Below are 12,423 nucleotides of genomic sequence, written 5' to 3'. Positions count from 1 at the left end.
TGCGCAGGCTGGCCGAAAAGACCACGGTTTTCACTGACAAATCCGTTAGCGGACTTTTCCTGGACCGTCATGACGCCTGCCGGGCATCACAAAACGCGCAAGTATACCCGAGCACTTGCCGGCGAAGGGTGCCGACAATGGACCGCTGGTAACCTTTAGAAGCGCGCAAATCTGCGCTGCGGCTGGCCTGGGCGCTCAAGAAGGCCTAGAATTCAGCATCGTTTATTCCCAAGGTAGTCCTTCAATGTCCTTCGCTGAGCAATTAACCCGCCTGCAAGCCTTCCTCGACGCCGATGAGCTGCATGACGAGGCGCTGGACTACGTGGCCGCCCATGGCTACCTGACTGCGCTGTCCATCTGTTCCGAAAGCGTTCCCGACCGTGAATGGATCGACGCCCTGTTCGCCGAGGAGCCGCATTACAGCGACGACACCCAGCGCGAAGAGATCGAATCCACCCTGATTGCCCTCAAGGCCCACATCGCCCGCCAACTGGCTTCCGATGAAGAGTTCGAGCTGCCGTGCGACCTCGACCTCGGCGACGAGCCGGACGACTCCGACCTGCGTGGCTGGTGCATCGGCTTCATGGAAGGCGTATTCCTGCGCGAAGCGGCCTGGTTCGAAACCGCCGAGGAAGAAGTCAGCGAGATGCTCCTGCCGATCATGGTCGGTTCCGGCCTGTTCGACGAACAGCCCGAGTTCTCCGACATCGCTAGCGATGCCAACCTGATGGACGACATGATCGTGCAGATCCCTGAGGCCCTGACCGCGCTGTACTTGCTGTGCAACGCGCCGGACGAGAAACCGGCGATTCTCAAGCCCCGCCACCACTGAGCCCTTGCCTATGGCCAAGCCCATAGGCAACCGCCCCCTGATCCTGCGCTACGTTCTGCTGGCCATCGGCTGGCTGAGCGTAGTGCTGGGGGTGACCGGCATCTTCCTCCCGGTATTGCCCACCACGCCCTTCCTGCTGCTGGCCGCCGCCTGCTTTGCCCGCAGTTCGCCGCGCTTCTATCAATGGCTGGTGGATCATCCACGGCTTGGCCCGTGGATCCGCGATTATCTGGACGGCCACGGCATTCCGCTCAAAGGCAAGGTCTACGCCATCGGCCTGATGTGGCTGAGCATCGGTTTGTCCTGCTTTTTGGTGCCGCTGCTCTGGGCCCGAGGCTTCATGCTCACCAGCGCGGTGCTGGTGACGATCTACATCCTGCGCCAGAAAACTCTGCACAAGCCCTGAGCGGGCCTGCCCCCTCCCCTGCGACACGCCCGCGCCTCGAATGGCGACCCGACCAATTGCCCATGCTCGCAAAAAATACCGCCTAGACTTCACACACCTGCATTCGAGCAGCCTGCCATGTCCGCAAGTTCGCCCCGCCTCGACTGGACACTGCTCCGGCTTCGGCTGGCCGGCTGGTCATTGCTGCTGATCTGTCTATGGACCGACCCGGGCAATGTGCGGGCGAACTGGGAATTCGTCTCTGTGCTGAGTACCTTCGAGCATCGCCATCGCGTTTTGGGCCCTGCCCGCGAGCGTCTGGTCGCCTGGAACCAGTTGCTGCAAGACGTGACCGGGCGACCGGAGCTTGAGCAACTGCATGCCATCAACCGCTTCTTCAACCAGCACCTGAGCTTCAAGGAAGACCTGCGTACCTGGCAGCAGCGCGACTATTGGGCCACGCCGATCGAGGCCCTGCTCAAGGGCGCCGGGGATTGCGAGGACTATGCCCTGGCCAAGTATTTCAGCCTGCGCAGCCTGGGGGTTTCCAGCGACAAACTGCGCCTTACCTACGTCAAGGCCAGGCGCGGCAAGCAACCGCACATGGTCCTGGCCTATTACCCCAGCCCCAGCGCCGGACCGCTGATACTGGACAACCTCAGCAGCGACATTCGTTCCGCCGCCCAGCGCCAGGACCCGAACCCGGTATACGCCTTCAACGCCGAGGGGCTGTACCTGCCCGGGGCGGCCGGCGACACGCGCAGCATCGATCCGAAGAAACTTTCGCGCTGGCAGGACGTACTGAAAAAGATGCGGGCCGAGGGCTTTACCGTGGGCAACGGCTGATTCGACAAGGGAGTGCCGCATGTCGCTACTCAAGCAACTGTTTATCGCCATCTGCCTGTTCTTGCTGGTGGCCTTCAGCGGCAGCTTCGTTGTCAGCCTGGAAAGTTCTCGCGAGCAGATGCTCGGCCAGCTTCGCTCCCACGCCCAGGATGCAGCCACCGCCCTGGGCCTGTCCCTGACCAGCCAGGTCGACGACCCGGCGATGATGGAACTGATGGTCAGCTCGATTTTCGACAGCGGTTACTACAACAGCATCCGGGTGGTGAGCATCGAAGACGAGGGCATTCTGCTGGAGCGTTCGGCGCCGGCCAGCGTCGAGGGCGTCCCCGAGTGGTTCGTCAGGCTGGTGAACCTGCCCCCGCAAGGCGGCGACGCCCTGGTGATGCGCGGCTGGGAACAGGTGGCGCGGGTGGAGGTGCTGAGCAACCCGCAGTTCGCCCTGGCCAGGCTCTGGGACAGCAGCCTCGGCGGCCTGCTCTGGCTGCTGGTCTGCGGCCTGCTCAGCGCGGTGTTCGGTGGCTGGCTGCTGCGGCGCCAGCTGCGGCCGCTGGACGCCATGGCCAAGCAGGCCGAGGCCATCAGCCAGCGTGAATTCCTCAGCCTGCCGACGGTGCCACGCACACCCGAACTCAAGCGGGTGGTCCTGGCCATGAACCAGATGGTGGAAAAGCTCAAGGGCCTGTTCGCCGAAGAGTCCGCGCGCAGCGAGAAGCTGCGGGCCGAGTCCTACCAGGACAGCCTGACCGGCCTGGCCAACCGGCGCCTGCTGGATGAACAGCTCAACGACCTGTTGCTGCTCAACGAGCAGAACGGCGACGGCTACCTGCTGATGCTGCGGGTCAACGACCTCAGCGGCCTCAACCAGCGCCTGGGCGGCCAGCGCACCGATGCCTTGATCAAGAATATCGGCGACCTGCTCAAGCGCATCAGCACCCAGAACGACCGCCGCCACTGGCTGGCGGCGCGCAATCGCGGCGGCGAGTTCAGCCTGCTCACCCCGGGCCTGGACAGCCGCAGCGCCGAGCGCCTGGCCATGGAGATCAGCGCCACCCTGGAGAACCTGCGCCTGACCGGGGCCAGCGACTGCACGCCGGTGGCGCACCTGGGCATAGTCGCCTACCAGGCCGGCGACTCGCTGGCCGGCGTATGGCTGCGCCTGGATCAGGCGCTGGCGCAGGCCCAGCAGCATCCCGAGCGCCCCTGGGCGTTGCTGCAGGACTTCGCCGCGGGCCCCAGCCAGCCGCAGCATGACTGGCGCGCCTGGATCGACGATGCCCTGAGCAACGGCAAGTTGAAGCTGTATTTCCAGCCGGTGGTGCGTTGCGCCGACACCAGCGAAGTGCTGCATCACAAAGTCCTGGCGCGCTTGCTCGACCCGCAGGGCGAAGCCATTGCCGCCGGGCACTTCCTGCCGTGGATCGAGCGCCTGGGCTGGTCGGCGCGTTTCGACCTGGCCATGCTCGAGCACACCCTGGATTACCTGCTCGAACATGCCTGGCCGCTGGCCCTGAGCCTGTCCGGCAGCACCCTGCGCGACCCCGAGGCGTTGCAGCAGATTCTCGCCCAGCTCAAGGCCCTGCCCGACCTGGCGAGGCTCCTGACCCTGGAAATCGACGAACGCCAACTACCCTCGGCCAGCGAGTTGCAGCAATTGAGCCAGAGCCTGCGCGACAGCGGCTACCGGATCGGCCTGCAGCACTTCGGCGGCAACTTCAGCCAGATCGGCAACCTCGCCCACCTGGGCCTGGCCTATTTGAAAGTCGACGGCAGCTACATCCGCGACATCGACCGGCAAACCGACAAGCAGCTGTTCATCGAAGCGGTCTTTCGCGCCACCCACAGCATCGACCTGCCGCTGATCGCCGAACGGGTCGAAACCCAGGGCGAACTGGACACCCTCAAGGCCCTGGGGTTGTTCGGGGTCATGGGGCGGCTGATCGGCCCACCGGAACCGATGTAGGCACTCATCCGGCCGTTCGGCGCCACCCCCAGCCGAGGCTGGCGCCATGCCTTGCCAGGCTCAGACGGTATCGACCTTCAACGAATGGTCGTTGAGCATGCCGTTGATGATGGTCGCGGTATCCGCACCGCCCGCAATCACCCCGCCCGCCCCCGGCGTCACCCCGTAGTGCGCCGCCAGGTTGACCCCGGCCAGGTCGATGGTCTGGCTCGGCGCGGCCCCCGCCGCCGTGCTGACATCGATGCTGGTGATCAGCGACGGGCCGCTGCCGCTGACGGTGAAGTGCAGGTAGTCATCCAGCGATGCGGCGCTGGCGTTCTCGCCTTGCAGCAACTGCGACAGGTCGAGCTTGTCGGTGCCCGGCGTGAAGTCGGTGACCAGGTCATGCCCGCTGTTGCCTTGCTGCCACTGGAAGGTATCGCTGCCGCTGCCACCGGTCAGGGTGTTGTTGCCCATCCCGCCGATCAGCAGGTCGTCGCCACCGCCGCCATTGAGCACATCGTTGCCCAGGCCGCCGGTGATGATGTTGGCGTTGTTGTTGCCGCTCAGGATGTCGTTGTAGTTGGAACCCGCCAGGTTCTCGATGGCCGTGAGAAGGTCGGTGCCGGCGCCGCCGGTGTCCTGCGCACCGAGCAGCGCGAGGTCGACCGTGACCCCGGCACTGGCATGGGCGTAGCTGGCGGTGTCGTTGCCCGTGCCGCCGTCGAGCAGGTCGTTGCCCGGCCCGCCGAACAGCAGGTCGTTACCCGCGTCGCCGTGCAGGGTGTTGTTGCCGCTGCCGGCCACGAGCACGTCGTTGCCGTCGCCGGCATTGATCACCGTGTCGCCGCTGCCGGCCAGCAGCACATCGTCGCCTGCGGTACCGGTCAGGGTATGGCCGCTCTGATAGCTGATGCTCACGGCCGCGCTGTCGCTGCCGCCATGGTTGTCGCTGGCGGTATAGGTGCCGTGGTAGTCCGGCATGGAATCCTGGGCGCCGGTGTAGTCGACGGTCATGGTCAGCAGGTAGTTTTGCGAACCGTTGGCGTTGCTGCCGCTGGGGTTGGGCAGGTTGATGAGATGGATCTGGTAGATCCCGTCCGCCCCCGCGGTGAACGAGCCGCCATCGGCGATCGCGGTGTAGGCCCCGCCATTGAACGCATATTCCATGCCCACCCGGCCCGCCACCACGTTGTGATCCAGGGTCAGGGTCTCGCCCTGTTTCAGGCTGACGCTGATCACATCCTCGTCATTGTCATTGCCGTTGTTGATGCTGCCCAGCAAGCCGCTGACCACCACCACGGCGGTCATGGCCAGGGTATTGGCATTGAAGGAGGCCCGGGCCACGCTCAGGGTCTGGCTGGTGCCCCCGGTGAAGGCAATGGTCTGCAGGCTGGCGGCGGTGAAGTCGGAGCCCGGCGACAGCCAGCCGGTGTTGAAGCTGGTCGGCGCGGCCGTCAGCGGATCGCCGTCGGCGTCGCTGTCGTTGGCCAGCAGGGCATCGGCCGGCACCACGATAGTGCCCGCCAGAATGTTGGTGATGATGTGGTCGTCGACTGCCACCGGCGGCACATTCGGGTTGACCTTGATCACCAGGGTCGAGCTTGCCAGGTCGCCATCGTTGTCGCTGACGGTGAAGCCGATTGTCTCGGTCAGCACCACGCTGTCGACATTCTGCGAGGTGTAGGTGTAATCGCCGGTGTCGAGTTTCACCACCAGCGTGCCGCCATTGCTGGTGGCGATGCTCAGGCTGTTGTCCAGGGTGTTGAAGGTGCCGTGGTTGACCCCGCCGCTGAAGCCCAGCGCACCCTGGTTGCCGTTGCCGCTGGGGTCATAGGTGTAGGTGGTGCCGTCGACCACCAGGCTCTTGATGAAGCCGCCATCGGCGCCGAACGAGCCGCCTTCGCCGAGCAGGCTGCCGGTGACCGGGGTGCCCTGTACCGTGCCGGCCAGCACCGAGTCGAGCTGGTTCAGGTCGGTGACCACCACGGCATTGGTATCCAGGTGGGCGCTGCCGTCATAGGCCAGCGGGTCGAGGTTGCTGTTACTGACGCCGCTGCCCAGGCCGATTGCATAGTTCTTGATGCCGTTGGCATCGAGGAAGGCTTTCCAGGCGGTTTCGTCGGCGGTGCCGATTTCCTGGCCGTCGTTGGGCTTGCCGTCGGAGAAGAAATAACCGACGTTCTGCGCCCCGCTGAGCTGGCCGCTGGTGGCAAACGCCAACTTCGCCGCGGCCACCGCCGCATCGTAGTTGGTGCCGCCGCCGGCGGTCAGCGAGGCGATGATCGACTTGGCCGTCGCCACATCGACCCAGATCGGCGTCTTGTCCGTGGCGCTGCTGCTGAAGGTGACGATCTGCACCTTCACATCGCCCATGTCGGCGTATTTGTCGAGCAAGGCGCTGATCGCCTGCTTGGCCAGCTCCAGGCGCGACAGGCCGGCGACGCCCGAAGGGTCGGCCATGCTGCCGGAGACGTCGATCACCAGCAGCAGGTTGGAATCGACCTCCTGCGCAGTCACCGCCCGCTCGCTGGCAACGGCCTTGGGCACATCGTCGACGATGGCGATCTGGATGGTGCTGGTGGTGGTATTGCCCAGCGCGTCGGTGGCCCTGTAGGTGAAGCTTTCGCTGAGGACGTTCGGGCCGTCGTTGGCATTGGGCAGGGTTTTCGGCGCCGAGGTCAGGGTGTAGCGGTAGGTGCCGTCGGCGTTGAGCAGGATCTGCCCGTAGGTGCCGGTGGCGCTGCCGACCAGGGTGTAGGTAATCGCACCGCTGCCGCCGATGACCGAGCCGACCAGGGTGCCGGTGGCGGTTTCGCCGGTATGGCCCGGGTCACTGCCGGTCACCGTGCCGGCCGCCAGGTCCTGGCCGTCCTGGTTCAGGTCCAGGGCTTTTTCGAAGACAGTGACATCCTCGTCATTGACGGCCCTGAGCTCGGTGTCGCAGATCTGGATGGTGATGGTGGTGGTGCTTTCATCACCGTCCACGTCCCGCACGGTGTAGACGAACACATCCTGCGAATCGTGAGCGGTAACCGAGTTCGGGTAGCTGTGATAGGTCGCGTTGCCGAAGGCGTCCAGGGTCAAGGTGCCGTACAGGCCGTTGATGGTGGTGTTCAAGCCGCCAATGGCCGAGGTCGAGGTGTCGCTGCCGGCGCGCACGCCGACCACCGCGCCAGTGATTGCCGGACCGTCGGCGCCGCCAATGTCGTTGCCCAGCACATTCCCGCTGATGGTCGTGCCTTCATCGGCCATCGCCACATCAGGGTGAGCGGTGGGCAGGTCGTCGACGATATTCACATCCAGCACCCCGGAGGCGCTGCTGCCGTCGCCATCGCTGGCGAACACATTGAAATGCTCGGCGATGCTGTTGGCCCCCAGCCCCGTCGGATGGTTTTCATTGTCGAGCAGGGTGTAGCTGTAGGCGACGACACCGAGGTTGGCGTCGTAGCCGGTAACGGTCAGCACGTTGCCCAGGGCGGTCAGGATCGACTGCGGGAAGCTCGCGGCCACCCCGCCAGTCACCACATTGATCCCGCCCACCGTCAGGGTGTGCAGGCCGTCCGGCGCATTGACCAGGAAAAAACCACTCTGGGTCAGGGCCGGGGCATTGGGGCTGGTGCCATCGCTGAGGTGTTTCTCGTAGACCCTCAGCTCGCCACCCTCGATATCCAGGCAGTGCAGGGTCACGCAATCGTTATTGTTATGGACGTTCAGCACCAGGTTGGCGGTGCTCGGGTCGCCGTCGGCATCGGTGATGGTGTAGGCAAAGGTCTCGGTGCCGCTGCCACCGCCCTGCAAGGCCTTGAAGTCGGCGTCCGCGGTGTTGAGCGTGTAGGTGTAGGTGCCATCGGCCGCGAGGACCAAGGTGCCGTAGGTGCCCGCAAAAGTGCCGGGGGTGACTGGGCCCGTGGGTACGCGATCGGCGCCCTGCACGTCGTTGGCCAGGACATTGCCGCTGAGCACCAGCTGGCTTTCCGAGGCCACGCCATTGCTGTCGTTGACCGCCATTGGCAGGTCGTCCACCACGTTCACATCCAGCGAGCCGCTGGCCGTGCTGCCATCGACATCGGTGGCGACCACGTCGAAGTGTTCGCTCAGGCTATTGGCGCCGTTGGCGGTTGGGTGAGCCTCATTGTCGGTGAGGGTATAGCTGTAGCTGATCACCCCGGTGGCGGCGTTGTAGCCGGTGATGGTCAAGATGTTGCCCAGGGCCGTGGTCATCGATTGCGGGAAGCCCGCGGGCACTCCGCCGATCACCACGTTGATCCCGCCCACCGTCAGGGTTTGCAGGCCGTCCAGGGCCGTCACGCTGAAGGTGCCGCTCTGGGTCAGGGCGCCCGCGTCCGGGCTGCTGCCGTCCGCCAGGTGCTTCTCGTAGACCGCCAGTTCGCCGCCATCGGTATCCAGGCCGTTGAGGGTCACGCCATCGTCGGTGTTATGGATGGCCAGCACCAGGTTGGCGGTGCTGCTGTCGCCGTCGGCATCGGTCAGGGTGTAGGTAAAGGTCTCGGTAGCGCTGCCGTTGCCCTGCAAGGCCTGGAAGTCGGCGTCCGAGATATTGAGCGTGTAGGTGTAGGTGCCGTCGGCGGCCAGCACCAGGGTGCCGTAGGTGCCGTTGAAGGTCCCGGCGACAATCGGCCCGCCGGGCACCCGGTCGGCGCCCTGCACGTCGTTGGCCAGCACGTTGCCGGTCAAGGTCGGCTGGTTCTCCGAGGCAATGCCATTGCTGTCGTCGACCGCCGTCGGCACGTCATCGATCACGTTGATATCGAGGAAACCATTGGCGCCACCGCCGTCGATATCCGTGGTGCTCACCGCAAAGTTCTCGCCCAGCAAATGGCCGCCGTTGCCGAGCAGGTGCGTGTCGGTGCCGGCCAGGGTGTAGCTGTAGCTGACCACCCCGGTGCTGGCGTCGTAACCGGTGATGGTCAGGATGTTGCCCAGGCTGGTGGTGATCGATTGCGGGAAGCCGGCGGCCACCCCGCCACTGAACAGCGAGAGGCCGCCGACGGTCAGGCTATGCAGGCCATCGAGCGCCGACAGGGTGAAGGTGCCGTTCTGGGTCAGCGCGCCCGCATCCGGGCTGCTGCCCTGCGCCAGGTGCTTCTCGTAGACCGTGATTTCGGCGCCTTCAAGGTCCAGCCCCCGGATCACCACCGGGTCGTCGTTGTTGTGCACCTGCAACACCAGGTTGGCGGTGCTGCTGTCGCCGTCGGCGTCGGTCAGGGTGTAGGTAAAGGTCTCGGTGCCGCTGCCACCGCCCCGCAAGGCCCTGAAGTCGGCGTCCGAGATATTGAGCGTGTAGGTGTAGGTGCCGTCGGCGGCCAGCACCAGGGTGCCGTAGGTGCCATTGAAGGTCCCGGCGACTATCGGCCCGCCGGGCACCCGGTCGGCGCCCTGTATATCGTTGGTCAGCACGTTGCCGCTCAGGGTCAGCTGGTTTTCCGAGGCGATGCCATTGCCGTCGTCGAACGCCTGGGGCACATCGTCGGTGATATTGATGTCCAGCGTGTTGCTCGACGAGTCGCCATTGCTGTCGCTGACCAGCACGGTGAAATGCTCGCTCAGGCTGTTGGCGCCCTCAGCGGCGGAATGAATGTCGTTGCCGAGCAGGGTGTAGCTGTAGCTGACGATGCCCGTGGCCGGATCGAAACCGGTGATGGTCAGGGTGTTGCCGAGCGCGGTGGCGATCGACTGCGGGAAGCCGGCTACCACCCCGCCGCTGACCACGGCGATCCCGCCCACATTGAGGCTGAGCAGCCCGTCGGGCGCGGAAACACTGAACGTGCCGTTCTGCACCAGCGCCGCCGGATTGCTCGCCGAGCCCTGGGGCAGATTGGCTTCGCTGAGGGTCAGCTCGCCATTGGCGACCGACAGGCCGCCCAGGGTCACCGGGTTGTTCGCAGCGGGCGGCGGCACGATGTCGCTGTCGTCGGTTGGCGGCACGTCGGCAATCCGCTCAAGCACGAATTCGGGAATGCCGTTGAAGCCTGCGGTGGGGAAACCAATGACCGGCTCGACCCGGCCCGCCACTTCCTCGAGCAATACAAAGGTATGCCCGCCACCCAGGGCGCCAGCATTGCCCCCCGTAGCGCCGGCGCCGGCCGCGGTGGCTTCGCCGGTTTGCGTCGGGTCGGCGCCGGCGGCGATGGCTTTCTGCAGTTGCTCGACATCGCTCAACTGCGCATCGCTGGGGGCCACGGCTTCCGGTGTCTGTACATGGGGCGCTTGGTGCGCCAGCAGTTGCGGGGTCAATTGCAGGCTGCTGTCGCGCCCGAGCGTCAGCTCCTGGCCGTTCTGCAGGCGCACGGCTATGGCGCCCTCGGCGCCGGTCACCAGTTGATCCCCGGCGAACAGGCGATCGCCTTCTACCAGGACGCGCCGGCTACCATCCGCCGCGACCGCCATCACCTGACCCACTACCTTGCTGACGACACCGATTAACCTAGCCATGAGCACTTCCTCCGCTGCCGACAGCCATCGGCATCTGGTTGCACGGAAAAGTGCTATGGCGTTATCGGGTCACCGACCGGAAACGCCAGCCTGAAGGTCCGCTGACATCTATTCAGCCGAACCGGTGCACCGGCCTTTCCATTTCGCTCGTCCCTCGCTGGCCTGCTGTTTCTGCCGAAGACAAAACCGAATGCAATCAGGTGCATTCAGGCTTCGGACAGCCCTCCCGCGAAAGTCGCGACACGGATTCAAAGGTTGCAAGTGACAAAAAAATGTCGCCGCATCATCCGTATCGCACCCTCCCCACCGCTCCTCTCCCGCCCTATGTCGAAAAATTCATTGAACCTTTTCAAGCCTCGAAAAAGCTCCCTAAAGCCTATAAATACGGGGCTTGTGCACTGAACAATGTGCCGGTTTTCTTAGACTGCATAAGTTTTTTTCAGCATATGCCTTATGAGAAATTCTTCTTAGCTTCCGCTCAGGATGTTCTTAGCTCTGTTGTTACAAGCCTGAAACGGTTTGACCTCTAAATTTCGTCATTTTTTTGGCGACTGCAAAGCACCATACATGGATCAGGGAGATGTACCTCATGCGCGTTTTTACCCCCCTCAGTAGCGCGATTTTATTAGCCGTGGCCTGTATTCATCAGGCCCAAGCCATGTCTCTGACGGAAGCGATTCAAAGCACGCTGGACAACCACCCGGAACTGCGCGCGAGCCAGAACAACCGTCTGTCGGCTGATGAAGACGTCAAGGTCGCCAAAGGGGGCTTCTATCCATCGCTGGACCTGAATGCGGCCTATGGCCGTGGCTACAGCGACAACACCACCACGCGCGCGTTGGGCAACCATCACACCGAGACCCTGACCTATACCCAGTCGGAGTTGCGCCTGCGGCAAATGCTCTTCGACGGCTTCAATACCGCCAACGAAGTCGGGCGCACCCAGTCGGTGTCCAACTCGCGGGCCTACTACACCCGCGGCACCGCCGAGAGCCTGGCCCTGCGCACCATCGAGGTGTACCTGGAAGTGCTCAAGCGCCGCGAGCTGGTGACCCTGGCCAAGAACAACCTGCAGGCGCACCTGCGGGTCAACGACCAGATCGGCCTGCGCAGCGAACGCGGCGTCGGCAGCACCGCCGACCTCGACCAGTCCCGCGCCCGTCGCGCCCTGGCGGAAAACAACTACGACACCGCGATGGTCGACCTGGCCGACGCCGAGGCCAACTTCTTCAGCGCCGTGGGCCGCATGCCCGACGAACTGGAAAGCCTGCCCTCGATCCGCGGCGAGATCCCCGCCAGCCTGCCGGACGCCCGGCAAAGCATGCTGGAGAACAACCCTTACCTGAAATCGGCCCAGGCCGACGTCCAGGCCGCCGAGAGCCAGTACGAAGTCGCCAAGTCGCCGTTCTATCCACGCTTCGATGCCGAGGCCGCGGTGGGCGCCAACGACAACGTGCAGGGCGACAAGGGCCACGACAATGAATGGCGGGTCGGCGTGGTGATGAACTACAACCTGTTCCGCGGCGGCAGCGACAAGGCCCGCCTGCAATCGGACGCGCACAAGATCAACCAGGCCCTGGACATCCGCAACAACGCGCTGCGCATGCTCAACGAGAACATCACCCTGGCCTGGAACGCCATGGTCAACGCCAAGAAGCAGACCCCCACCGCACGCGAATACGCCGAGACCACGGCTCGCGTCCGCGCCGCCTACCAGGACCAGTTCGGCCTGGGCCAGCGCACCCTGCTCGACCTGCTGGACAGCGAGAACGAGCTGTACAACTCCAACCGCCGCTACACCGAAGTGCGCTACACCGAGGAGTTCTCCATGTATCGCGTGCTGGCGAACATGGGCGAGTTGCTGAACAAGGAAAAGGTCGTGGTGCCCGCCGAGGCGATCGCCCAGACCGAAGTGAAGAGCGACGCTCGCCTGCCGGAGATGCGTTGATGCATTGATGCGTTAAG

The 12,423-nt window shown here is 64.5% G+C and carries 7 protein-coding genes; 6 read left to right on the top strand and 1 reads right to left on the bottom strand.

Going from position 1 to position 12,423, the window contains the following annotated elements; genetic code table 11:
- Positions 1–244 precede the first annotated feature (244 nt).
- From BLV20_RS16510 to lapD, 4 genes are all read left to right on the top strand, one after another.
- A complete protein-coding gene (locus BLV20_RS16510) occupies positions 245–832 on the top strand; it encodes a UPF0149 family protein (RefSeq protein WP_092303224.1) in 588 nt (195 codons plus the stop codon).
- 10 nt (positions 833–842) lie between these two features.
- The gene (locus tag BLV20_RS16505; RefSeq protein ID WP_092303222.1) at positions 843–1,238 is read left to right on the top strand and encodes a YbaN family protein; all 396 of its coding nucleotides are present in this window, start codon (positions 843–845) and stop codon (positions 1,236–1,238) included.
- Between the two features lie 117 nt (positions 1,239–1,355).
- Positions 1,356–2,063, top strand: coding sequence for a transglutaminase-like cysteine peptidase (locus BLV20_RS16500; RefSeq protein WP_092303220.1), 708 nt, complete (start codon positions 1,356–1,358; stop codon positions 2,061–2,063).
- Between the two features lie 19 nt (positions 2,064–2,082).
- The gene (lapD, locus tag BLV20_RS16495) at positions 2,083–4,023 is read left to right on the top strand and encodes a cyclic di-GMP receptor LapD (protein ID WP_092303218.1); all 1,941 of its coding nucleotides are present in this window, start codon (positions 2,083–2,085) and stop codon (positions 4,021–4,023) included.
- A 60-nt stretch (positions 4,024–4,083) separates the two neighbouring features.
- Here the strand turns inward: lapD and BLV20_RS16490 are convergent, their stop codons facing one another.
- On the bottom strand, positions 4,084–10,458 hold the full coding sequence (locus BLV20_RS16490; protein ID WP_092303216.1) for a retention module-containing protein: 6,375 nt from the start codon (positions 10,456–10,458) through the stop codon (positions 4,084–4,086).
- A 38-nt stretch (positions 10,459–10,496) separates the two neighbouring features.
- On the opposite strand from BLV20_RS16490, the gene BLV20_RS31040 reads away from it, so the two are divergent.
- Positions 10,497–10,988 carry a hypothetical protein gene (locus BLV20_RS31040; protein ID WP_139192714.1) on the top strand — a complete coding sequence of 164 codons (492 nt, stop codon included), beginning with the start codon at positions 10,497–10,499 and terminating at the stop codon, positions 10,986–10,988.
- A 59-nt stretch (positions 10,989–11,047) separates the two neighbouring features.
- Complete coding sequence (locus BLV20_RS16485; RefSeq protein WP_092303636.1) at positions 11,048–12,406, top strand: TolC family outer membrane protein; 1,359 nt, start codon at positions 11,048–11,050, stop codon at positions 12,404–12,406.
- The last annotated feature ends 17 nt before the right edge of the window (positions 12,407–12,423 follow it).

Origin of the sequence: Pseudomonas sp. NFIX28 (genome assembly GCF_900107395.1) — a bacterium.
Taxonomy (GTDB): Bacteria; Pseudomonadota; Gammaproteobacteria; order Pseudomonadales; family Pseudomonadaceae; genus Aquipseudomonas.
Note: the sequence above shows the minus strand (reverse complement) of the source record. Positions and strands in the feature narration are given on the sequence as shown.

Excerpts from the sequence above, each read along its gene's own strand:
- BLV20_RS16510 (WP_092303224.1), top strand. The coding sequence starts at position 245 with ATGTCCTTCGCTGAGCAATTAACCCGCCTGCAAGCCTTCCTCGACGCC.
- BLV20_RS16505 (WP_092303222.1), top strand. The coding sequence starts at position 843 with ATGGCCAAGCCCATAGGCAACCGCCCCCTGATCCTGCGCTACGTTCTG.
- BLV20_RS16500 (WP_092303220.1), top strand. The coding sequence starts at position 1,356 with ATGTCCGCAAGTTCGCCCCGCCTCGACTGGACACTGCTCCGGCTTCGG.
- lapD (WP_092303218.1), top strand. The coding sequence starts at position 2,083 with ATGTCGCTACTCAAGCAACTGTTTATCGCCATCTGCCTGTTCTTGCTG.
- BLV20_RS16490 (WP_092303216.1), bottom strand. The coding sequence starts at position 10,458 with ATGGCTAGGTTAATCGGTGTCGTCAGCAAGGTAGTGGGTCAGGTGATG.
- BLV20_RS16485 (WP_092303636.1), top strand. The coding sequence starts at position 11,048 with ATGCGCGTTTTTACCCCCCTCAGTAGCGCGATTTTATTAGCCGTGGCC.